We start from the raw sequence: 23,948 nt of genomic DNA, 5'->3' as shown, positions 1-23,948 counted from the left end.
TTGGTGTTTTGCTGATGATTTTGGCAAATGTGTGGGTGTATGCATTAACTAATGGACGTACCTACACCAGAATTTCTAAGATTCCGCCGCGGGAAACAGCATTGGTCCTGGGAACTTCCCCGAAGATGAAATCCGGACTCTCAAACCCCTATTTTACTTCTCGGATGGATGCTACCGCTTTGCTTTACCATCACGGAAAAATCAAAAAAATTATTGTGAGTGGCGAAAAAAGTCCGGGTTACGATGAGCCTTTTGCTATGAAAAATTATCTGGTTTATCAGGAAGGAGTGCCGGAACGTATCATTATTGAAGACCCCAAAGGTTTTAAAACCCAGGCCAGCATCAGCAATTGCAAAAATATATACCAGCAGAACGATGTGATTATTGTTTCGCAGGGTTTTCATAACCTTCGTGCGCTTTTTTATGCGCGGAATAATGATATGAATGCGCTGGGATTTGATGCGCAGGATGTTTTAAGCAACCAGAGTTATTACCGCAATCAGTCGCGGGAATTTTTGGCCCGTGTGCTGGCGGTGGTTTATTATGTGTTTGGAATTGAAAGAAAAGGGTGATTTTCCCGGAAAATTGTGTAAATTCATAACTTTAATTTTTATTAAAACCCATACATAATCTTATATTTGCAGAAATTATAATTTATGCTCGTTATCGGAATTGCAGGAGGTACAGGCTCCGGGAAAACTACCGTTGTAAACAAAATTCTTCAGCAACTGAATGCTGAAGGTGTAAACGTTCTGTCTCAGGATAATTATTATCATGATAACCAGCAGCTTACATTGGCAGAACGCGAAGTTTTGAATTACGATCACCCAAAGTCCATCGATTTCGAACTTTTGATTTCACATGTTAAATCTTTGAAAAATGGGGAAGCGATCGAGCAGCCAATTTATTCGTTTGTAACCCATTCCAGAACCGGTGATCATGTACAGATTGAGCCAAAAAATGTACTGATTGTTGAGGGAATTCTTGTACTGACAAACCCTGAACTTTTAAAGGAATATGATCTTAAAGTTTTTGTTCATGCAGATTCCGACGAAAGGTTGATCAGAAGAATTCGCCGCGACACTCAGGAACGGGGCCGCGATCTGCAGGAAGTTCTGCACCGTTACCAAACCACGCTGAAACCCATGCACATGGAATTTATAGAACCATCGAAAAACGAAGCTGATCTTATCGTTCCCAACATGAAACAAAATACAGTGGCGATTGATTTCCTTTCAACGGTAATCAACAATACGCTGAAAAAAACACATTAATTATGAAAGAATTAATTAAAGACATCAAGCCGAAAACGCCTGCTTTAAAATTCATTCAAAAATACGTTCTGAATAAATATTTCATTACCATTTTCCTTTTTTTGGTTTGGATGGTCTTTTTCGACAGCACTTCATTTCTCGTAATCAACGAAATGAACGGAGAAATAAACAAGTACGAAAAGCAACTGGCTTATTACAAAGAAGAGTACCAAAAGAACGATGCTTTCTACAAAAAGCTCATGAACAACAAATCTGAAAAGGAAAAATTTGCCCGCGAAAATTATTTCATGAAGAAGCCCAATGAAGAAATTTTTATTTTAGTGGTAGATAGTACGAATATTACGAAAACACAGTAAAAAATGTTCACAAAGACCACACTTTCCGATTGGGAAAATCTCGTTCAGAAACAGCTGAAAACCGAAAATATTTACGAAATTCTTTCAAAAGAAAATCTCGAAGGAATCATTGTGAAGCCTTTTTACGCCTCAGTAGAAAAACCGCTGGAGAATTTACCCAAAATTGAGGAATCTGCCCAGTTGGTTGCAAAATACCGCGAAGATCTTGAAGAAAATGTTTTTGCTTTTCTCCTGAACGAAAACGTAGAAAATCTTGAAGAAAAAGTACTGTTCATCAATAACAAAGACCTTGCTGAACATATTTCTGCCGATGAAAATAACCGCTGTCTTTCGCTCATTGACATTTTTTCTGAAGAAAACGGTGAACTTAATGAACAGCTGGGAAAAGAACTTCTGGCCAAAGATTTCGAAAGAAATATCTGCATTGACGTAGCCTTTCAGCAAAATTCCGGTGCATCAATTGTACAGCAGCTTGCTTTTGCACTGGCCAAAACGAAAGACCTAACGGAATTTTTCGGTGCAGAAATCTTAAACAAGCTCGTTTTCAGATTTGCGGTAGGCGCGAATTATTTCTTTGAACTGGCTAAAATCCGCGCATTTAAACTTCTTTTTATTCAGCTTTCAAAAGAATTCGGTAAAAATGAAGTTCCCTATATTTTTGCTGAAACTTCTCTGAGAAACAAATCAAAAAATGAACCTGAAAACAACCTGATTCGTTCTACATTAGAGCTTTCCGCGGCAATGATTGGCGGTGCAGATGCAGTTTTCAGCAATGATTTCAGACTTGAAAATGCTACTGCGCTTTCCGAAGAAATTTCGTTCAAACAGCAGATCGTTCTGGCTTACGAAAGTATTATCAATGTTTTTGAAGACGGCGGAAACGGCAGTTATTATATTGAAAACATCACGCAGCAGTTTGCAGAAAACGCCTGGAAATTATTTTTGGAAATAGAAAATAACGGTGGTTACTGCGAAAATCTAAAAGCTGGCAAAATTCAGCAAATGATTTATGAGCAGGCTGTTAAAGAACAGAGTTGGGTTGAAACAGGTAAGATAAAACTCATCGGCATAAATCTTTATCCGAAACACGAAAAAACAAAATCGGTGGAAGAGCTTTATGATTCGTCAGTGATTAAACCGGTGCGCTGGGCTGAAATGTTTGAATAATATGAGATGAAAACAGGCATAAACCCTTCAATTCTTACTGAAGAAATTCAAAATTATATCAATGCAAATCTCACGGCTGATTTGCATTCTTTGTTACTGAAAAAGTCGCCGTTTCCGGACGTTTCGATGCACGAAATTGCGCAGCAGATTAAAGGAAAAAAAGTTGCACAGAAAAAGTTTCCGTTTCTGCTTCGGGATGGCATTATTTTTCCGCCAAATCTTAATCTGGAACAGGCTTCGTCGCAATCAACAGCAGAATTTAAAGCCAAAAATTTAAAAGGGAAAAATTTTCTTGATCTCACTTCAGGATTTGGAATTGATGCGTATTTTTTATCTCAGAATTTTGATGAAGTTACGCTTGTTGAACAGAATACCGAACTCCTGGAAACAGTAAAACACAACTGGAAAATTCTCGGCAGAACCGCAAATTTTCTCAATCAAAATTTGGAGGATTTCCTTACTAAAAACACCAATAAATTTGATTTAATATATCTTGATCCGGCGCGGCGCGATGCTAAGAAAAACAAAAAATTCCTTCTGGAAGACCTATCGCCGAATTTGCTCGAAATTCAGGAAAAATTGGGAGAGATTTCAGATGAAATCATCATTAAACTTTCACCGCTCATCGACATTTCATATCTGCTTTCTGTTGTAAAAAATGTTTCGAAAATTGAAATTATAGCGGTGAAAAATGAGGTGAAGGAACTTCTAGTTTTTATAAACAGGAAAAATTCCCACACCGATACAGAAATTAAATGTGTAAATCTTGAAAGTACAGATCCGGATTTTGTTTTTGTTTTTAATGATGAAAAAAATGCGGTTGCAGAATATTCTGATCCGCATAATTTCTTTTATTTACCGAACAATGCGGTTTTAAAATCGGGGGCTTTCAATACTGTTGCAAAAAAGTTTAAACTTTTAAAGCTTCATGCGAACACCCATTTTTATACATCGGATGAGGTGGTTGAAGATTTTCCGGGAAGAGTGCTGAAGGTTGGTGTTACTGCGCCAAAACAGATTCTAAAAGGCGAAAAATTTAATATTATTTCGAAGAATTATCCGCTTTCACCCGATGAAATTAAGAAAAAATATAAGATTTCAGATGGCGGAAAAACCTATTTAATTTTTACCCAAAGCCAGAAAGGGAGAATTATTTTAAGATCTGTTGAATAATCTTTTAAATATTTGGGGCAAATCGTAATATTTCTTACTTTTGGCCAATCAAAAAGTTGATCTGGGATCGCCATGGTTCATAATGCATATTCAGCGGTTGCATAAGACTTTATAAAAAAATAGAAATTACTTATGAAAAAAATTATTTTAGTTTTTGCATGTGCAAGTTTTGTGGTGAGCTGTAAAAAAATTCAGGCAGGTTCCAATAAGGGAGTTCTGAAAATGGAAGAAGGTGCAGAAAGATATTCTGATGATGTAAAAGGCACTTATATTGAAGCTCCTGCCGATAACGTTGCCGAATCTGCAGTGGCTCAGGATTCAGTGAGAACTGCTGAAGTAAAAGAAGTACAAATTACGGCAGACAGTACAAAAACAGCTGTAAAATAGTACACCGTATTATATAAAAAGAAGAAGATGTCTTGCTTATGCAGGACATTTTTTTTATTTTTACAAGATTCGATTTTTAATAATTTAAGTAAAAATAAAATGCAAGAAACCCTAAATTACATCAACGAAAATAAACAGCGGTATGTTGATGAACTCTTTGAACTGCTGAAGATTGCATCGATTTCTGCAGATCCTGCATACAAAGACGAAGTGCTGAAATGCGCTGATGAAGTTGCCAAACACCTGAATAATGCAGGTGCAGATCATGTGGAAGTTTGTCCAACCGAAGGTTATCCTATTGTTTATGGGGAAAAAATCTTAGATAAAAATTTACCAACTGTTCTTGTGTACGGTCACTACGATGTGCAGCCGCCGGATCCGCTGGAATTATGGACAAAACCACCATTTGAACCTTATATCGAAAAAACGGCACTCCATCCGGAAGGCGCTATTTTTGCCAGAGGGGCAGCGGATGATAAGGGCCAGTTTTTCATGCATGTTAAGGCGTTTGAAGCCATGATGAAAACCAGTACTTTGCCATGCAACGTGAAATTTATATTAGAAGGTGAAGAAGAAGTAGGCTCTAAAAGTCTGGAAGGTTTCGTGAAACAAAACACCGAGAAACTTGCCTGCGACACGATTTTGATTTCCGATACGCATATTTATTCGAACGAACAGCCTACAGTAACTACCGGTTTGCGCGGTTTGAGTTATGTTGAAGTGGAAGTAGAAGGACCAAACAGAGATCTCCATTCCGGACTTTATGGCGGTGCGGTTCCAAATCCAATTCATGTGCTTTCCCGAATGATCGCCAATTTAATTGACGAAAACGGACACATTACCATCGACGGATTTTACGATAACGTAGATGTGGTTTCCCAGGAAGAAAGAGCAGAAATGAACAAGCTGAAAGATGATCCCGAAGGTTTCAAAAAATCAATCGGATTGAACGGAGTAGAAGGGGAAACAGGTTATACGACTTTAGAAAGAACTTCGATCCGCCCAACTTTAGACTGTAACGGAATTTGGGGTGGCTACACCGGCGAAGGTGCGAAAACAGTAATTCCAAGCAAAGCTTTTGCGAAAATTTCCATGCGTTTGGTTCCTTACCAAACTCCGGAAGAAATCACGGAAAAATTCACCAAATATTTTGAAAAAATTGCTCCTGCCAACGTAAAAGTAAAAGTGAATCCACATCACGGCGGAATGCCATACGTTTTACCAAGCGATACCAAAGAATTTCTGGCAGCGAAAAAAGCGATGGAAACGGCTTTCGGTAAAGAAGTTTTACCGTACAGAAGTGGCGGAAGTATCCCCATTACAGCGATGTTTGAGCAGGTTTTGGGATCTAAATCTGTTTTGATGGGATTCGGTTTAGATTCCGATGCAATCCACTCGCCGAATGAGCATTATGGATTATTTAATTTCTATAAAGGAATCGAAAGTATTCCGCTTTTCTTTGAAAATTACGCGAAAGCATAACATTATAATGCCTCATTTTGAGGCATTTTTTTAACAATTAAAAATCAGAAAAAGATGAAAGATAAAGTAGCGTACATTACAGGAGGAACCAAAGGAATCGGTTTCGGAATTGCCCAGGTTTTACTGAAACACGGAATTAAAGTCGCGGTTTCCGGCAGAAAACAGGAAGACGCGGAAGAAGCAGCAAGAATATTATCGGAAGATGATACAAAAGTTTTTGGCATTGCCTCTGACGTTAAAAATTTTGAGGACGAAAAAACTGCAGTTTCAGAAATTGTTAAAAAATTCGGCAGATTAGATTATGTGATCGCAAATGCAGGTCTCGGAATTTTCAAACCTGTTGACGAACTTTCGTTAGAGGAATGGAATGATATGATCGATACTAACCTTAGTGGTGTTTTTCATACGCTGAAAGCCTCGGTGGATGAAGTCAAAAAATCTGAGGGTTATTTCATCAGTATTTCAAGCTTGGCCGGAGCCAATTTCTTTGAAAATGGTAGCGGATACAACGCTTCTAAATTCGGAGTTGTAGGCTTCACGCAGGCTGCAATGATCGATTTGCGTAAATACAACATCAAAGTTTCAACCATTATGCCTGGTTCGGTTTCCACTTATTTTAATGGTAATGACCCTTCTGATAAAGATGCATGGAAGATTCAGCCTGAAGACCTGGGCGAACTGGTTGTTGATATTTTCAAAATGAATCCACGTGCTTTGCCAAGTAAGATCGAGATCAGACCTTCCAAACCAAACAGTTAATTATGTATAAAATATCAAATTTTTGCTAAATGCTATGCATGCATAATATATTATTTTTATCTTAGCGAAAATTACAACCGTATATTTTATTAAAAAACTTAGGCTTAAAAACCAAAAATCAAAAATAATAAACACATGAAAATATTAGTTTGTATCAGTAGTGTTCCGGATACTACTTCAAAAATTAATTTTACAGCAGATAAATCTGCGTTCGACAAAAACGGAATTCAGTGGGTAATTAATCCTCTTGACGAATTCTCTTTAACAAAAGCTGTTAAGCTACAGGAATCTCAGGGAGCTACGGTTACAGTTGTGAATGTAGGAGACGCTACAACAGAGGCTGTTATCAGAAAAGCACTGGCTATTGGAGCAAATGATGCCATCAGAGTAAATACCGATGCGAAAGACAGTTTTTCGGTGGCGACAGAGATTGCGAATATTGCTAAAAATGGCGGCTACGATTTAATTCTTTGCGGTAAAGAATCTATTGATTACAATGGTGGAGCGGTACCGGGAATGGTAGCGCAGATTCTGGATCAGGTTTTCGTAAATGCATGTGTAGGTCTTGAGGTAAATGGTTCTGAGGTAAACGCAGTAAGAGAAATTGAAGGTGGAAAAGAAACTATTTCTGTAAAATTACCGGCGGTAATCGCAGGACAGAAAGGATTGGTTGATGAAAAAGATTTAATCATCCCGAACATGAGAGGAATTATGTCGGCAAGAACAAAGCCATTGCATATTCAGGAGCCGGTAGGTTCTGAAGTTAAAGTAGAAGGTGTTTCTTACGATGCTGTGCCGGCAAGAGCCGCTGTGAAAATGGTTGCTGCGGATAATATCGACGAATTGGTGAGGCTGCTTCACGAAGAGGCAAAAGTGATTTAATCTAATTTCAACATTTAAAATTCAAAAAAAATGGCAGTATTCGTATACGCAGAAAATATAAACGGAATTTACAAGAAAGCGGCTTTCGAGGCGGTTTCTTATGCAAAAACAGTAGCTGGTCAGCTTGGTGAAACAGTGACTGCAATTTCCGTGAACCCTACAGATTCATCAGACCTTTTGTATAAATATGGTGCAGATAAAGTCATCAATATCAAGGATGAAGGGTTGAAAAACTTCAGTGCAAAAGCTTACGCAAAAGCAGTAAGTGAAGTTGCTGACGGAAATATCATTGTGTTTCCTCACACGACCGACGCTTCTTCTGTTGCACCCATGTTGGCGATTATGAAGAATTATTCTTTAATTACCAATGTTTTAGAAGCTCCGGAAAGCGTTACGCCTTTCCAGGTAAAGAGAAGAGCATTTTCAGGAAAAGGATTTATGCATGCTAAAGCTGATGCGTCGGGCGTTATTGTAACCGTTTCACAGAATGCTTTTGGTGTGAAAGAAAATCCTGCTTCAGGAACTGAGGAAGTAAAAAATCTGACCATCGAAAATGAAGATACCAAAGTACTTTCTCACGAACAAAGTTCAGGAAAACTTGATCTTAAAGAAGCTGAAGTAGTAGTTTCTGCCGGACGTGGAATGAAAGGACCGGAAAACTGGGGAATGATTGAAGATCTTGCAGCGACTTTAGGTGCAGCAACTGCATGTTCGAAACCTGTTTCGGATATCGGTTGGAGACCGCATTCTGAGCACGTTGGGCAAACCGGAAAAGCAATTGCTCCGAATCTTTACATCGCAGTAGGTATTTCGGGTGCAATTCAGCATTTGGCGGGAGTTAACTCTTCTAAAACCATTGTTGTAATCAACAGCGATCCCGAAGCGCCGTTCTTCAAGTCAGCAGATTACGGAATTGTTGGCGATGCGTTCCAGATTATTCCGGAACTTACTCAGAAAATTAAAGCATTGAAAGGTTAATTTAAGCCTCAATAGTTGTTACTGAAAACGCTGAAATTTTTTCAGCGTTTTTTTTGTGTTCATGAAAGTAATTTCTTAAAGATTATTTTTTAACATATTCCTCATCAAAAAATAAGTAAATTTACTTTCAAAAGAGATTTCAGGTTAACAATTATCAGGATGGAAGTGTTTGTTTGGAACATGGCTATATCTTTCCAATTGCTGTTCATTATTGTCAGTGGAGTGATCTTTTTGTACCTGCGCGACAAGAGTTTCAAGTATTACGGACTTTATAATATTTTTCTTATTATTTATGTGCTGAGCCGCTCCGATACAGTCTACTACGGATTTGAAGACCTCTTAAAACCAATTTTCGGCAGCGAGGACGCTGAGATGATTACGACCATTCTTAACTTCCTTGTTCCAATCATTTTTTACACCTTTTATTCAATCTTTGCATTTTATTTCCTGGATTTTGATAAGAATGCCAAGAAATATTTTAAACGTACAAAGTGGGTTGTTAACTTTATGGCTTATCTGTTCGTCGGATTCGCTGCATTGTGTATGGCGATGCGGAATGCCGAATTGTTTGTTACGCTTTACCTTTATATTTATGTACCGGTAATGCTTGTTATCTTTGTTCTTACTCTTTTGCGGGCGATACAGCGTTCCGGAGAGCACAAATTCTTTTTTCTAATTGGTGTTGTGGTATTTGTTCTCTGTGCTTTAATAGCGCTGGCCGGAAGTTTTATTCCGTCGCTCGGTATGGAAAATCCAATCACATTTTTCTTCATCGGAAATATTATTGAAACTATTTTTTTCAGCCTTGGTTTGGCCCACAAAGTAAAACTGATAAATGAAGAAAGAAACCGCATTAATGTTAGCGTAACAAAACACCGGCATCAGCAGCAAATCAGCAAACTCCAGGGACTGCTGGAAGGTGAAGAGAAAGAAAGAAAAAGAATGGCAGAGGAACTGCATGATGGTATTGCCGGGGATTTATCGGCGATAAAATATAACCTGGCCTATCTGAAACTCAGCAACAAAAACCCCGAAAATGAAGAGATCCTCCGGGATGTAACACAGATAATCGATAAATCCTGTATCCAGATCAGGGAAATTTCGCATAACCTTTCGCCATCTTCTATTACCAATTTTGGCTTGATTACCGCCCTGCAGAATTTCTGTATGAAAATTGAAAATATTTATGGGATTCCGATAAAATTTACTTCTACGGGGGAACGTATTGAACTTGATAAGGTCATAGAAACTCACATTTACAGAATTGTGCAGGAATTGGTAAACAATATCATCAAACATGCAGAAGCCAAAACTGCTGAAGTAATGATTACGCACCGGCATCCTCATATCACAGTATCAGTGAAAGATAACGGCAAAGGTTTCGTCATGCGGAAAAACAATAAAGGAATAGGATTTGGAAATATCGATTCGCGTATTCGTTTTATGAATGCTAAATTCAGTAAAACAAAGAGCGAAACCGGCAGTTCGTTCCTCATCGAAATCAATATTGATAATCTCCCCCAAACCTGATGAAAAATGCTGTTTTTAATCAAGTATTTCAATAAATATTTTTAAACTAATTTCAAATCTAAAAATTCAATTATATTTGTAGCTATGGATTATAAAAGATTAATCATACGCGGAATTTCTTACAGCCAAACCCAGTCCGGTGCTTATGCTCTGCTTTTGGAGCATGAGGAAACCAAAGTAAAATTGCCTGTAGTGATAGGAAATTTCGAGGCACAGTCGATTTCTTTGGGATTAGAGAAAGATATTCATCCGCCGAGACCTTTAACTCACGATTTATTCGCCAAATTTGTGTCGATCACCAATTATGAACTGGTTTCTGTGATCATTTACCAAATTATCGACGGCGTGTTTTTTTCAAATATCAATTTCAAGAACAAAGCCAATAACGAAGAGCTGATCATGGATGCACGGACTTCTGATGCTGTGGCCATGGCAGTACGTTTCGATGCGCCTATTTATACAACTCCTCAGGTATTGAACGAAGCCGGAATCCTTCTGGAACTTGAAGAGCCTGCACAGCAAGACAGCGATTCAGAACAAATATCTGCAGAAGGAGATTTGGCTTCGCTCACTTTACAGGATCTTCAGAAACTTCTCGAAGAAGCGGTGAAAGATGAAGATTTCGATGCCGCGATGGAACTGCAGCAGGAAATTAAAAAGAGAAACAAGAAGATTGAATAATATTGATAATTAAACTATGAATTTAAAATTAAGACTTACCATTGTTAGCTTTCTGCAGTTTTTTGTGTGGGGAGCTTGGCTTACGACCTTAGGAACTTATGGTTTTGCTTATAAACAATGGAGTGGGGCTGAGTTTGGTGCCGTTTTTTCAACTTTAGGAATAGCTTCCATCTTTATGCCTGCATTAATGGGAATTATTGCAGACAAATGGATTAATGCTGAAAAACTTTACGGAGCTCTCCACATTTTGTATGGTGTCACGCTTTTTCTTTTGGCTAAAACAGACGATCCTACAACCTTTTTTTGGATTTTATTAATAGGAATGTGTTTTTATATGCCGACGCTTTCACTCTCGAACTCGATTTCCTATAAACTTTTAAAAGACAGTCATTATGACGTGGTAAAAGTGTTTCCGCCTATTCGGGTTTGGGGTACAATCGGCTTTATTGCCGCCATGTGGACTACCAATATTTTTAGTGATGAACAATCATTTTCTGATTTTGGAATCAGCGTAGGTTATTCAATTGCCAATATTTTTGGAAACTCACTGAATGCAAACCAATTTTATCTTGCGGGAATTTTTGCCATCATATTAGGAATTTTTGCTTTCTTTCTACCTAAATGTCCGCCGCCAAGATTGATAAGTCAAAATGCTACACTTACCCAGAAGCTTGGTCTGGACGCGTTCAGTCTTTTTAAGCAGAGAAAAATGGCGCTCTTCTTTATTTTTTCAATGTTCTTGGGTGCAGCGCTTCAGCTGACCAATATGTACGGAGACACCTTCCTGAAAGATTTCGGTAGTGTGGAAGCATTTAAAGACTCTGCAGTGGTGCAGTATTCTACGATGATAATTTCGATTTCGCAGATTTCAGAAACCTTATTTATCCTTGCAATTCCGTTCTTCCTTTATAAATTTGGAATTAAGAAAGTAATGCTGATCTCGATGTTTGCATGGGTTCTTCGTTTTGGATTTTTCTCAGCGGGAGCTCCGGAAGGGTTCGGTTTGTTGTTAATTATTCTATCCAATATTATCTACGGGATGGCATTTGATTTCTTTAATATTTCAGGCTCTTTATTTGTTGAGAGTACTACCGACAGTAAGATACGTTCCTCTGCTCAAGGTCTGTTTATGATGATGACCAATGGTTTCGGAGCAATCCTTGGAAGTGCTGTGAGTGGTTGGGCTATTTCAAGCTTCTTTACTACTCAAGATGGTGGAAAAGCTTGGCACGAAATCTGGCTTGTTTTTGCCATCTACGCTTTTGTCGTTGCGATATTATTTGCAATATTGTTCAAACACAAACATAATCCGGAAGTTTTAGCCGACGTAAAACATTAAAATTTCGCCCTGAAATAAAGCAAAACACACTTTTTTTAAAGTGTGTTTTTTTTTGTAATTTGCCGTATTAAAATTTTAAAAATTACACATGCAAGAAGTATTCATCGTATCGGCAGTTCGTACGCCAATGGGCAGTTTTCTGGGCAGTTTATCAACCGTTCCCGCAACAAAATTAGGTTCGGCGGCTATTAAAGGAGCGTTAGAAAAAATTAATCTTGATCCGAAAATGGTTCAGGAAGTATATATGGGGAATGTTCTTCAGGCAGGCGAAGGACAGGCGCCGGCACGCCAGGCAGCTTTGGGAGCAGGTTTGTCTAATGAAACGCCTTCTACAACAATCAATAAAGTTTGTGCTTCCGGGATGAAAGCGGTAATGATGGCTGCACAGTCTATTAAAGCTGGAGATCAGGATGTAATCGTAGCAGGTGGAATGGAAAATATGTCTTCAGTCCCACATTATTTTAACGCACGTAATTCAACCAAATTAGGAGATGTTAAAATGCAGGACGGTTTGGTTTTCGATGGTTTGACAGATGTTTACAACAAGGTTCACATGGGTGTTTGTGCAGAAAAATGTGCAGCAGAATACGAAATAACAAGAGAAGACCAGGATAACTTCGCGGTTGAATCATACAAGCGTTCGGCAAAAGCGTGGAGCGAAGGTAAATTTAATGATGAAGTAGTTCCGGTTGAAATTCCGCAGAGAAAAGGGGAGCCGCTTATTTTTTCAGAAGATGAGGAGTACAAATCAGTAAACTTCGACAGAATCGGTACTTTACCAACAGTGTTCCAAAAAGAAAATGGAACCGTAACTGCGGCAAACGCTTCAACATTAAACGACGGTGCTTCGGCTTTAGTTCTTATGTCTAAAGAAAAAATGGAGGAATTAGGTTTAAAACCTTTGGCGAGAATTGTTTCATACGCTGATGCCGCGCACCAACCGGAATGGTTTACCACAGCTCCGTCAAAAGCTTTACCAATTGCGCTTAAAAAAGCAGGTCTTGAAATTTCAGATATTGATTTCTTTGAGTTTAATGAGGCTTTTTCGGTTGTAGGCTTGGCAAACAATAAAATTTTGGGACTGGATGCTGAGAAAGTAAATGTAAACGGAGGTGCGGTTTCGCTGGGTCATCCGCTCGGAAGTTCAGGATCGAGAATTATTGTTACTCTAATCAACGTTCTTAAACAAAACAACGGAAAATATGGTGCCGCCGCAATATGCAACGGTGGCGGCGGTGCAAGTGCGATGGTGATCGAGAATCTATAAACTGTAATCTGCACATTCGCTTTAATAATGAAGCCATTAAGAATTATTAATGAATTTTTTCATCAGATTCTTAATGGTTTTTCTATTTTTGTTCATTAATAAACTATTCCGATGCCCGATAACGATAATCTTACGAACCAAAACATTAAGAATAATCCCAAAATCATGAAAGCCTGGGCTTATTATGACTGGGCCAATTCCGTATATTCTTTGGTAATAACTTCTACCATTTTTCCGATTTATTATTCGATTCTTACCACTGCGACAGAAAAAAGCGAATATGTTGCAGAAACCGGGCAGTGGATAAAAGTTCCGGTAAGACATATGATTACGTTATTTGGTAAGCAATACCAGCCAGATGCGATTTACGGCTATTCGCTTACGATTTCGTTTCTGATTGTAGTTTTGCTTTCACCAATTCTCTCTTCTCTTGCCGATACCATCGGGAACAAAAAATCTTTTCTGCAGTTTTTCTGTTATTTAGGTGCAACTTCCTGTATGGGATTGGCCATGTTTACAGGTATGCAGAATGTTTTTCTCGGACTGCTGTTCAGTATTACGGCGAGCGTAGGTTTTTGGGGCAGTTTGGTATTTTATAACTCATTTCTCCCCGATATTGCAACACCGGACAAACAGGATGCGCTTTCTGCCAAAGGATATGTTTACGGATATTTAGGATCTGTAGTATTGGTCGTAATATGTCTTGTTTTGATTCAGGTTTTCGCAAAAACTCCGGAGGAAGCTAAAATGTACACCCGCATTTCTTTCCTTCTTACAGGAGCCTGGTGGTTTGGGTTTGCACAGTACACCTTCAAGCATCTGCCACAGTTCGGGAATGTAAAAGACCAGTTGCCGAAAGATCTGGTGTTGCTCAATTATAAAAATATCTTTAAAAAACACGAAGAACAGGGCGGTTTCTGGGAAGTTTTAAAAGACAATATCGATTTCTATATTGATATTGCGCGACAGAGTTTCCGCGAACTCTTTAAAGTCGGAAGATCTTTGTTTGCAGACCGCAATCTGAAATTTTTCCTTTCCAGTTTTTTCTTTTACAGTGTCGGTATGCAGACGATTTTTTTAATGGCTACGCTCTTCGGCAAAAGTGAAATTAATCTTAAACAAGACAAATTAATTCTTACATTGTTAATAATTCAGATCGAAGCGATCTTTGGTGCTCTGTTCTTCTCATGGTTATCAAGAAAAATCGGAAATAAAAATGTAATATCAATAGCAATTATTCTGTGGATTGTTGCATGTTTATCCGCTTATTATCTTAACAAGGAAAACCCGAATGTTGAATATCAGTTTTTCGGAATTGCCGGAATTATCGGGCTTGTAATGGGTGGTTTACAAGCAATGTCCCGATCTACCTATTCAAAATTACTGCCGGAAGATTCCATGGATAACACTACCTTTTTCAGCTTTTACGATGTTTTGGAAAAACTGGCGATCATTTTAGGAACTTTCATTTTTGCGACAATGATCGAGAAGTACCATAATATGAGGTTTGCAGCCCTCTCAATGTCGATATTTTTCTTTGCAGGATTAGTACTGATTCGCTTTTTAAAGGTTAAAATGGTAAAAGAAAAATAAGTATTTGATTGTTTAAAAATATTGCAGTATTCTGGCGCTATTTTTGAATATCACACAATATATTTCTAAAGATATTTTTTGTAAATTTGCAACTGAAAATCAACGGATTAAATTAAAGAATGACAAATCCACTTTTTTACGCTAAAATCCTTTTGTTCGGTGAGTATGGTATTATCGAAGATTCTCAGGGTCTTACGGTACCTTATAGTTTCTATAAAGGAACGTTGAAGTTTTCTGATTTAAGCAGCGAATTCGAAAGAAAATCGAATTTATCCCTTAAAAAATATTCAGATTATCTAATGAATATTGAGTTGGATGAAAAATTTAAACTCAACATCGCTGATTTTCAAAAAGACATTGCTGGTGGACTTTTCTTCGATTCGAATATTCCACAGGGATATGGCGTTGGAAGTTCAGGTGCTTTAGTCGCTGCAATTTTCGAAAAATATTCTTTCATAAAATATACACCCGAAAGTATTTCCAAAAGTGAACTAAAGGAACTTAAAAAAGTTTTTGGAGTCTTAGAAAGTTATTTTCATGGTAAAAGTTCAGGCATCGATCCTTTAATTTGCTACATGAATCTTCCGATTCTTATCGAAAATAAAGAAAATGTTGACCGGGTTTCTATTCCGAAAAGTGAAGAGGGCAAAGGCGCGATTTTTTTAATCGATTCCGGAATGACTGGCGAAACGGGACCCATGGTTCAGATTTTCTTTGAAAAAATGAAAACCGAGGGCTTCCGTAAAACCATGAAAGAAGAATTTATCCGCTACAACAATGCCTGCATCGATGCTTTCCTGAAAAAAGAAATGAATCCGTTTTTCAGAAATCTTAAAAATTTATCGGTTTGGGCTTATGAACATTTCAAACCAATGATTCCGGAAAGCATTTATAAAGCCTGGAAAAAAGGCCTCGATACCAACGCTTATTATCTTAAACTTTGTGGCAGCGGTGGCGGTGGTTATATTTTGGGTTTCACCAAAGATTACGCAAAGGCGGAAAAAATGCTGGAAGGATATCAGAAAGAAGTCATCTACAGATTCTAAATTTCACACCGTAAAAAATAATTGTTTTTATCTGAAGCGGGCTTAAATGAAGAAAAAACCTATTTTTTACAGAATATCGCAGCTTGTTGGCTTTCTCCTCGGGGCACGTATTTTCGTCGCGGTATTACTTACGTTTGCATTATACGTTTCCACCTTTTTTCTTTTTAATCAGGAAGAGAGTCTGAGGGATTTTGTTTTCGATTTCAAAGTTCACGGGATTATTTTCTGCACCGTTTTAAGCATTTTGGCGGGCGGAATTATCAACCAGTTCTACGACCGTGAAAAAGATCAACTTACAAAGCCTTTCCGAACTAAGATTCAGAATTTCTTAAAGCAGAAATATTTTCTTTATGCCTATTTAATTTTAGTCGCAATTTCGCTTACCACGGCGTTTCTTATTTCGCAGCGGGTTTTCTACTTTTTCCTGATTTATCAGTTTTTTATGTGGTTTTACAGCCATAAACTTAGTAAAATTCTTATACTGAATAACATCACTTTTGTAAGTTTAACACTTTATCCTTTCTTTGGGATGATGGTTTATTACCATACATTTTCGGGAAAAGTATTTCTTATGGCAGTTTTTCTGTTTGTGATGCTTTTGATGATCGATATCGTGAAAGATATTTTAACCAAAAATGCGGATAAAATTTTTGCTTATACGACGATTCCCAATACTTTTGGAACGCACAATGCAGTGAATGTTGTGGTGGCTCTTTCCGTCCTGTTATTTACTGTTTCAATGCTGATTATCAACAATACCGGAATTCACAGCATTTTGCCACTTTATTTTGCCGCCGGGTTATTTGTAATCATTTTGTCGGTTTATCTTCTCTTAAGTTCAGTGAAAAAGTCGAATTTTATTGTACTCAATATTTTTAGGATCTGGGTTTTTGTAGGAATTATTGCCATGCTGCTGGATGGTATCATTGAAAGATTTTAAAAAAAATTACTTCTCTTTAAATGTATTTATTTCAATACTTAATGGTTGAATCTGAGCCGTTTAAAAAGAATTGTCGATATATCAGCGAATTAGTTTTATCTTTGCAAAAATTTTTCAGACAATGAGCCGAGACAGAAACAGCAACAACAAACCCAAAAAAGTAAGAATTTCTAAAATTTCCAACTCTGGAAGTTCCAGACCAGCTCCTTCACGTGCCCGCGTCTCAAAGCCTGAAAATACTGAGGATAGAAAACCTGCAAAAGAACCTAAGAAACCTAGAGAACCGCGACTGATGTCACAATCTGAGGCGAAATCTTTCGAAAAAACATTTGATAAACCCGCCTCCCGCAAACAGGCAGGAAAAAGGTCCGGAAAATCATTCGATACCCGCGATAAATACGAAAAAGGAGACCGGAAATCTGGAACTAAACTTTTCAAAAATTACGAGAGACCACAGGGTGAAAACGAGAAAACCAGATCTTTTGTTCAGAAAAGAAGATTCGATAAACTCGCCAAAGAAACGCCAAAAGAAAGCATCCGTTTAAATAAATATATCGCCAATTCCGGAATATGCTCCAGAAGAGAAGCCGATGAACTGATCACCCAGGGATTGGTTCAGGTGAACGGAAAAGTAGTCACAGAAATGGGCTATCAGGTTCAAAAAACCGATAAGGTGATTTTCGACGGACAGGGAATTACACCGGAGAAACCCGTGTATGTACTTTTAAATAAGCCAAAAGGTTACATTTCAACTACAAAAGATGAAAAAGCCAGAAAAACAGTAATGGATTTGGTGGCAAATGCCTCACCGTACAGACTTTTTCCTGTGGGTAGGCTCGACCGTTCTACCACCGGAGTTATTCTGTTGACCAACGACGGACACATGACCAAAAAATTAACGCATCCTTCCTTCAACATGAAGAAAATTTATCATGTTACTTTAGACAGAAAACTCGACAGAGCCGATCTTAACGCCATTGCAGAAGGAATCCGTTTGGAAGAAGGTGTCGCTGAAGTCGACAGTATTTCCTACATCGAAGGAAAACCGAAAAACGAAGTGGGAATTGAAATCCACATCGGCTGGAACAGGGTAGTGCGAAGAATTTTCCAAAGGTTAGGTTACGAAGTTGAAGCACTCGACAGGGTAATGTTCGCAGGATTAACCAAGAAAAATATTAAGCGCGGACACTGGAGAATTCTTACCGATCTCGAAGTGAACAATCTTAAGATGATGTAATATTCTAATGATTGATTACTAATTACAAAGCCTTTCTGTTGTTTGCAGAAAGGTTTTTTTTTCGTTCCCGCAGAATATTTCTGTAACAAATATTTTAAATTGCTACTTACTTCACAGATTACTTAATGATGCCAACACTGGAAAAAGAATTTTTAGAGAGAATAGAAAAACACAAAGGGGTGATTTTCAAGATTTCTAAGATGTATATGGATAATTTCGACGACCAGAAAGATCTTTTCCAGGAAATTACATTCCAGGTTTGGAAGGCTTATCCATCTTTCGAAGGCAGAAGCGCTTTTTCTACCTGGCTTTACAGGATCGCGCTGAATACCGCAATTGTATTTTTAAAGTCTGAAAAGAAAAGAAGTTTCATTAAAAACGATGAAGTCGCAGATTTTAAAATAAAACATGAAGATTTTAACGATGAAGAGGAACTGAAACTCCAGAAAATGTACCGTGCGATTAACCAGCTTAATACCATCGATAAAGCCCTGATTTTTTATTACCTGGAAAACTATTCCGGAAAAGAAATGGCCGAACAGCTCGGGATTTCCGAAGTAAATGCAAGAGTAAAACTGAACCGCGCCAAAGAAAAACTAAAAGAACTCATTAATCACTAAGGTTATGGAATTAAATCACTTAAAACAACTGTGGAGCAACGAAAATATCGCTGAAACTCCCGAAATTTCAACCGAAAAACAAAACGAAATACATCTTCCGCTTGAAAAAATACGGAAGAATATGCGACAAGAGTTTTACTGGACCGCAGTAATTTTTGTACTCATAATTCTGTTCTTTCTGCTGGTCGATATGCATTTTTTCAAATTCAAAGTCTATATTATCACTTTGGTGGCCACCATGATGCTGATTACAAGTTTCTATTTCTTTAAATTCTTTCAGCTTTATAAAAATATCAGTACCATTAACCTGAACACATGGGATGCACTCAAGGATTTAAAATACCAGTTTAAGCTTAATGAGCAATATTATATGGCTTTTTATATTGCGTTTGCACCGTTTGTGGTGTGCGAGATGCTGTTGGTTTTTGAATATTCGCCGCCTCTGAAGGAGATTACAGGTCTGAGATTTATCCTTACGTTTCTGGCCACCTGCATCGGGACATTAGGTGCGCTGTATTTTTTCGGTAAGTTTTGGTTTCAACGGTATTATGGAAAATATTTCAACCAGATTTATAAAATCATTGATGAGCTGAAATAAAAAAAAACTTCCCGGAAATTCGGGAAGTTTTTATTTTGAGTCTGAGGCAATTAAATGGCCAAACTTATATTGTTTTGATGATCTCGTTCAATGTTGCGCTTGGCCTCATCGCTGCATCGGTTTTGCCGAAATCTGGCTTGTAGTATCCACCGATGTCCTGTGGTTTACCCTGAGCTCCGATTAGTTCTTCATTGATTTTAGCTTCGTTTTCAAACATCGCTTTTGCAATTGGTTGGAAAATTGCAGCCATCTCAGCATTTTTAGTCTGGTTGGCTAAAGCCTCTGCCCAGTACATCGCCAGATAGAAGTGTGAACCTCTGTTGTCGATAGATCCCACTTTTCTTGCCGGAGATTTGTCTTCCGCAAGGAATTTTTCGTTCGCTACATCCAGTGAATCTGCTAAAATCTGTGCTTTTTCATTGTTTTGAGTCTGTGCTAAATGCTCTAAACTCGCTTGTAAAGCCATAAATTCACCCAGAGAATCCCAACGTAAATAACCTTCTTCGATAAACTGCTCGACGTGTTTCGGTGCAGAACCTCCGGCTCCGGTTTCGAAAAGTCCGCCGCCATTCATCAACGGAACAATAGAAAGCATTTTTGCGGATGTTCCAAGCTCAAGAATAGGGAAAAGATCGGTCAAATAATCTCTTAATACATTTCCTGAAACAGAAATCGTATCCAAACCTTTTCTGATTCTTTCTAAAGTTAAAGTCATGGCGTCAACAACGCTCAAAATCTGAATATCGAGGCCTGTGGTATCGTAATCTTTTAAGTATTTCTCAACTTTTTTAATCATTTCGCGGTCGTGCGCTCTCTGATCATCAAGCCAGAAAATTGCCGGAGTGTCGGAAAGTCTTGCTCTGTTTACGGCAAGTTTCACCCAATCCTGAATTGGTGCATCTTTCACCTGGCACATTCTGAAAATATCACCTTTCTGAACATCCTGTTCCATGAAAATATTTCCGTCCGCGTCAGAAACTTTTACTTTTCCGTCCGCGGTCATCTGGAAGGTTTTATCGTGAGAACCGTATTCTTCAGCTTTCTGCGCCATTAAACCAACATTCGGAACCGAACCCATGGTGCGCGGGTCGAGTGCTCCGTTTTTCTTCATATCGTCAATTGCAGCCTGATAGAATCCGGCGTAATTACGGTCCGGAATCATGGCGATGGTATCTTCTTCCTTGCCTTCTTTATTCCACATTTTACCGCCACCTCTGATGAGTGCGGCCATAGAAGCATCTACAATAATATCGGAAGGTACGTGGAAGTTGGTAATTCCTTTATCCGAATTTACCATCGCTACAGCCGGTCCGTTAGCCAAAGCTTTTTCGATGTCGGCCTTAATTTCAGCTTCCTGAGAATTGCCTGCGATTTTATCAAATAGATCCTGAAGTCCGTTATTCGGATTGATATCAAGTTCATTGAACAGGTCTGCATATTTTGTGAAAACGTAGTTAAAGAAAACCTGAACCATCGCTCCGAAGATAATTGGATCAGAAATCTTCATCATGGTCGCCTTTAAATGTCCTGAAAGTAATACGTTAGCTGCTTTGGCTTCAGCAATTGTATCTGCAACGAAACTTTTCAGCGCTGAAAGATTCATTACGGAAGTGTCGATGATTTCTCCCGCTTTCAAAGGCGAAAGTCCTTTCAATTCTTTCACAGAACCATCGTTTCCAAAAAATTCGATTTTGAACTGAGAATCGTTTTCTACAGTTACCGATTTTTCTGTTCCGTAAAAATCGCCGCTGTTCATATGGGCAACTTTCGTTTTAGAATCTGCTGTCCACATTCCCATTCTGTGTGGGTTGGCTTTTGCGTAATTTTTTACTGCTTTTGGTGCTCTTCTGTCAGAATTTCCTTCTCTCAGTACGGGATTTACCGCACTTCCTAAAACCTTTGCGTATTTAGCTTTAATGGCTTCTTCTTCTGTATTTTTAGGCTCAGCCGGATAATTCGGAACCGCAAAACCCTGCTTCTGCAATTCTGCAATTGCTTCATCAAGTTGTGGTGCTGATGCTGAAATATTCGGAAGTTTAATAATATTTGCTTCCGGCGTTGTTGCTAATTTACCAAGTTCTGCCAAAGCGTCTTCAACCTTTTGTCCGTCATTCAGAAATTCCGGGAAATTGGCTAAAATTCTTCCTGAAAGTGAAATGTCTTTGGGCGAAATTTCAATATCTGCAGTTTTAGTAAAAGCTTCAACAATCGGTAAAAAAGAATGGGTGGCCAACATCGGCGCTTCATCGGTCCAGGTGTAGACGATTTTGGATTTTTCTGACATTATGCTAGTATTTATTATTTAATTTAAGAAACACAAATTTAAGGAATTTTAAAGGAGTACGAAAGTGCGCACGAGTGAACTTTAAGATTAATTTAACCTTTGTTTCAAATATTTTTAAGCTTAATATCGCTATTTTTGAGAAACAAAAAAATAATATTATGGCACAGATTACATTAAAAGGAAATACGGTACACACCATCGGCGATTTGCCTGAAAATGGATTGACAGTGAAAGATTTTGCTTTGGTAAATGATAAACTCGAGGTAAAAGTATTATCTGATTACGACGGAAAAAAGAAAATCTTTAATATTTTCCCAAGTATTGATACAGGGATTTGCGCAGCGTCTGCAAGAAAATTCAACGAGAGCGCCGGCGCTTTGGAAAATACCGTGGTAATCAATGTCTCCAAAGATTTACCTTTCGCACTTGGAAGATTCTGTGCAGCTGAAGGTTTGGATCATGTAGAAACGCTATCAGATTTCCGCGGAAGTTTTGGTGATGATTTCGGCGTAACAATTACCGACGGACCAATGAAAGGCCTGCTAAGCCGTGCAGTGATTGTAACCGATGAAAACAATCATGTTATTTATTCCGAACAGGTTCCTGAAATCACAACCGAACCTGATTACGATGCTGCGTTAAACGCGGTAAAGTAACCTTTCGACTAAATTTATGCTTAGAAATCAAAGATTTTCTCCCTGAGAATCTTTGATTTTTTGTCTACGCAAAAAGCGAGATGAGAATTAAACCACCAAACAAATAAAATGAAACGCTCCGGTTCAGCAGATTTGCCGCTTCATTATGGCTATGTTCCGCAATGGCTGTACGAACGCATGTCTAAACTTGGGCTCGCTGTTTTCGAGGTAATTCTTGCCGACTATGGGAAAAATGAAATCATTCGCCGGATGAGTGATCCGTTTTGGTTTCAGAGTCTGGGAGCGGTGATGGGCATGGACTGGCATTCATCGGGGGTCACGACTTCGGTGATGGGCGCGCTAAAAAGAGCAATTAATCCAAATTCCAAAGAACTAGGCATCTACATCGCCGGAGGAAAAGGAAAATTTTCCAAAGAAACCCCAAACGAACTGTTGAAAATTGCACATCTTACCGGCCTTAATGGAAATGAGCTGGTAAAAGCAAGCAAACTGTCTGCTAAAGTCGATAATACTGCAATACAAGACAGTTACCAACTTTATACACACAATTTTATTCTTAATGATGAAGGCAGTTGGACGGTCGTGCAGCAGGGAATGAGCGGAAAAGATAAAACCGCACGCCGGTATCACTGGCATTCTGAAAATTTAAAATCTTTTGTAGATAAACCACACTCGGGGATTTGTGGTAAAAACCAGGGGATTATTCTCGATTTGACTGCCAAATCTGCAGTTGAAAACCGAAAAGGCATCATCGAAATCTCTCACGAGCCTCCAGAAAAAATCATGAAGGAAGTTTCGCTGATTCTTCCTGCCCATCATGATGTGCAGGCCTCGGATGTAAATTTAAAACGTCTCGGGGCAATCCTGTCCATGACCCGCGAAATGCAGCCCGAAAATTTCGAAGATTTACTTTTGCTTAAAGGTGTTGGTCCGCGAACGATGCAAAGTCTGGCCTTGGTTTCCGAAGTAATTCATGGTGCACCGTCCAGATTTCAGGATCCTGCGAGGTTTTCCTTCGCTCATGGTGGGAAAGACGGACATCCTTTTCCGGTTCCTACCAAGATTTATGATGAAACGCTGGATATTTTAAGAACCGGAATCGAAAGATCAAAACTGGGAAATTCAGATAAAATGCAGGCCTTCAAAAAACTTCACGAAATTAATGTCAAGCTGGAGGAAAACTTTACGCCGGATTTTGATATTCAAGAAGTAATTGAAGAAGAACGGAACAATTCCTGGCGTTATGGCGGCAAAACTGTTTTTGGCGATGCGAAACCGCCAGGCAACAGAAAACCTGATGGCGGAATTCAACTGTCGTTGTTTTAAACAAAAGTTCAATAAATCAATAAGAAATCATGGCAAAAACATTCGAAAAAGCAACAGTTCTTAATTTCAATGAAATGATTGATTACGCGCAGGGTGGCGTAGTCAGCAAACAGGTGCTGAAAAACTCAGCCGGGAATATCACACTATTTTCGTTTGATAAGCACGAAGGGCTCAGTGAGCATAGCACTCCCTATGATGCGTTGGTAGAAGTAATTGAAGGAGTGGTAGAAATTACCATTGGTGGTGAAAAATTCACGCTTTCCGAAGGTGATTCTGTCATTATGCCCGCAACGGTTCCTCATTCACTACACGGCGTGGAGAGATTCAAAATGCTGCTGACGATGATTAAAGGATAATTATTCTGGAATATTTA

At 38.5% G+C, this 23,948-nt stretch carries 24 protein-coding genes; 23 read left to right on the top strand and 1 reads right to left on the bottom strand.

What is annotated here, in order from left to right; translation table 11 throughout:
* Window positions 1–14 precede the first annotated feature (14 nt).
* From OK344_RS10225 to OK344_RS10130, 20 genes are all read left to right on the top strand, one after another.
* Window positions 15–572: a SanA/YdcF family protein gene (locus OK344_RS10225; protein WP_088469527.1), complete on the top strand. Its 558-nt coding sequence runs from the start codon at window positions 15–17 to the stop codon at window positions 570–572.
* A gap of 84 nt (window positions 573–656) precedes the next feature.
* Window positions 657–1,274: a uridine kinase gene (udk, locus tag OK344_RS10220; protein WP_088468926.1), complete on the top strand. Its 618-nt coding sequence runs from the start codon at window positions 657–659 to the stop codon at window positions 1,272–1,274.
* A 2-nt stretch (window positions 1,275–1,276) separates the two neighbouring features.
* Entirely contained in the window at window positions 1,277–1,630 is a 354-nt protein-coding gene (locus OK344_RS10215) for an FtsB family cell division protein (protein ID WP_088468927.1), read from the top strand.
* Window positions 1,631–1,633: 3 nt separating this feature from the next.
* Window positions 1,634–2,797, top strand: coding sequence for a methylmalonyl-CoA mutase family protein (locus tag OK344_RS10210; RefSeq protein ID WP_265144695.1), 1,164 nt, complete (start codon window positions 1,634–1,636; stop codon window positions 2,795–2,797).
* 6 nt (window positions 2,798–2,803) lie between these two features.
* Complete coding sequence (locus tag OK344_RS10205) at window positions 2,804–3,970, top strand: class I SAM-dependent methyltransferase (RefSeq protein ID WP_265144694.1); 1,167 nt, start codon at window positions 2,804–2,806, stop codon at window positions 3,968–3,970.
* 132 nt (window positions 3,971–4,102) lie between these two features.
* Window positions 4,103–4,357 carry a hypothetical protein gene (locus OK344_RS10200; protein WP_265144692.1) on the top strand — a complete coding sequence of 85 codons (255 nt, stop codon included), beginning with the start codon at window positions 4,103–4,105 and terminating at the stop codon, window positions 4,355–4,357.
* 99 nt (window positions 4,358–4,456) lie between these two features.
* On the top strand, window positions 4,457–5,839 hold the full coding sequence (locus OK344_RS10195; RefSeq protein ID WP_265144691.1) for a dipeptidase: 1,383 nt from the start codon (window positions 4,457–4,459) through the stop codon (window positions 5,837–5,839).
* A gap of 54 nt (window positions 5,840–5,893) precedes the next feature.
* Window positions 5,894–6,598, top strand: coding sequence for an SDR family oxidoreductase (locus OK344_RS10190; protein WP_265144690.1), 705 nt, complete (start codon window positions 5,894–5,896; stop codon window positions 6,596–6,598).
* 135 nt (window positions 6,599–6,733) lie between these two features.
* The gene (locus tag OK344_RS10185) at window positions 6,734–7,480 is read left to right on the top strand and encodes an electron transfer flavoprotein subunit beta/FixA family protein (RefSeq protein WP_265144689.1); all 747 of its coding nucleotides are present in this window, start codon (window positions 6,734–6,736) and stop codon (window positions 7,478–7,480) included.
* A gap of 30 nt (window positions 7,481–7,510) precedes the next feature.
* A complete protein-coding gene (locus OK344_RS10180) occupies window positions 7,511–8,458 on the top strand; it encodes an electron transfer flavoprotein subunit alpha/FixB family protein (RefSeq protein WP_088468934.1) in 948 nt (315 codons plus the stop codon).
* A 159-nt stretch (window positions 8,459–8,617) separates the two neighbouring features.
* Window positions 8,618–9,988 carry a sensor histidine kinase gene (locus tag OK344_RS10175; RefSeq protein ID WP_265144688.1) on the top strand — a complete coding sequence of 457 codons (1,371 nt, stop codon included), beginning with the start codon at window positions 8,618–8,620 and terminating at the stop codon, window positions 9,986–9,988.
* A gap of 84 nt (window positions 9,989–10,072) precedes the next feature.
* Window positions 10,073–10,669, top strand: coding sequence for a bifunctional nuclease family protein (locus tag OK344_RS10170; protein WP_265144687.1), 597 nt, complete (start codon window positions 10,073–10,075; stop codon window positions 10,667–10,669).
* A 16-nt stretch (window positions 10,670–10,685) separates the two neighbouring features.
* Window positions 10,686–12,008 carry a nucleoside permease gene (locus OK344_RS10165; protein ID WP_265144686.1) on the top strand — a complete coding sequence of 441 codons (1,323 nt, stop codon included), beginning with the start codon at window positions 10,686–10,688 and terminating at the stop codon, window positions 12,006–12,008.
* Window positions 12,009–12,096: 88 nt separating this feature from the next.
* On the top strand, window positions 12,097–13,275 hold the full coding sequence (locus OK344_RS10160) for an acetyl-CoA C-acyltransferase (RefSeq protein ID WP_265144685.1): 1,179 nt from the start codon (window positions 12,097–12,099) through the stop codon (window positions 13,273–13,275).
* Window positions 13,276–13,386: 111 nt separating this feature from the next.
* Window positions 13,387–14,868: an MFS transporter gene (locus OK344_RS10155; RefSeq protein ID WP_265144684.1), complete on the top strand. Its 1,482-nt coding sequence runs from the start codon at window positions 13,387–13,389 to the stop codon at window positions 14,866–14,868.
* Window positions 14,869–14,987: 119 nt separating this feature from the next.
* Entirely contained in the window at window positions 14,988–15,914 is a 927-nt protein-coding gene (locus OK344_RS10150) for a mevalonate kinase family protein (RefSeq protein ID WP_265144683.1), read from the top strand.
* 46 nt (window positions 15,915–15,960) lie between these two features.
* A complete protein-coding gene (locus OK344_RS10145) occupies window positions 15,961–16,854 on the top strand; it encodes a UbiA family prenyltransferase (RefSeq protein ID WP_265144682.1) in 894 nt (297 codons plus the stop codon).
* A 121-nt stretch (window positions 16,855–16,975) separates the two neighbouring features.
* On the top strand, window positions 16,976–18,091 hold the full coding sequence (locus OK344_RS10140) for a pseudouridine synthase (RefSeq protein WP_265144681.1): 1,116 nt from the start codon (window positions 16,976–16,978) through the stop codon (window positions 18,089–18,091).
* A 128-nt stretch (window positions 18,092–18,219) separates the two neighbouring features.
* Window positions 18,220–18,711 carry an RNA polymerase sigma factor gene (locus OK344_RS10135; RefSeq protein ID WP_265144871.1) on the top strand — a complete coding sequence of 164 codons (492 nt, stop codon included), beginning with the start codon at window positions 18,220–18,222 and terminating at the stop codon, window positions 18,709–18,711.
* Window positions 18,712–18,715: 4 nt separating this feature from the next.
* A complete protein-coding gene (locus OK344_RS10130) occupies window positions 18,716–19,309 on the top strand; it encodes a hypothetical protein (RefSeq protein ID WP_088468942.1) in 594 nt (197 codons plus the stop codon).
* Window positions 19,310–19,373: 64 nt separating this feature from the next.
* Here the strand turns inward: OK344_RS10130 and OK344_RS10125 are convergent, their stop codons facing one another.
* On the bottom strand, window positions 19,374–21,593 hold the full coding sequence (locus tag OK344_RS10125; RefSeq protein WP_265144680.1) for an NADP-dependent isocitrate dehydrogenase: 2,220 nt from the start codon (window positions 21,591–21,593) through the stop codon (window positions 19,374–19,376).
* 158 nt (window positions 21,594–21,751) lie between these two features.
* Between OK344_RS10125 and tpx the strand changes: the two genes are divergently transcribed.
* The 3 genes from tpx to OK344_RS10110 all read left to right on the top strand — a co-directional run bounded on the left by tpx (window position 21,752) and on the right by OK344_RS10110 (window position 23,931).
* Window positions 21,752–22,249, top strand: a complete 498-nt coding sequence (gene tpx / locus OK344_RS10120) for a thiol peroxidase (RefSeq protein ID WP_265144679.1) — start codon at window positions 21,752–21,754, stop codon at window positions 22,247–22,249.
* Window positions 22,250–22,357: 108 nt separating this feature from the next.
* A complete protein-coding gene (locus OK344_RS10115) occupies window positions 22,358–23,575 on the top strand; it encodes a DUF763 domain-containing protein (RefSeq protein WP_265144678.1) in 1,218 nt (405 codons plus the stop codon).
* Between the two features lie 29 nt (window positions 23,576–23,604).
* Window positions 23,605–23,931, top strand: coding sequence for a cupin domain-containing protein (locus OK344_RS10110; RefSeq protein WP_265144677.1), 327 nt, complete (start codon window positions 23,605–23,607; stop codon window positions 23,929–23,931).
* The last annotated feature ends 17 nt before the right edge of the window (window positions 23,932–23,948 follow it).

This window comes from Kaistella yananensis, from assembly GCF_026107505.2.
GTDB classification, from domain to species: Bacteria; Bacteroidota; Bacteroidia; order Flavobacteriales; family Weeksellaceae; genus Kaistella; species Kaistella yananensis.
Note: the sequence above shows the minus strand (reverse complement) of the source record. Positions and strands in the feature narration are given on the sequence as shown.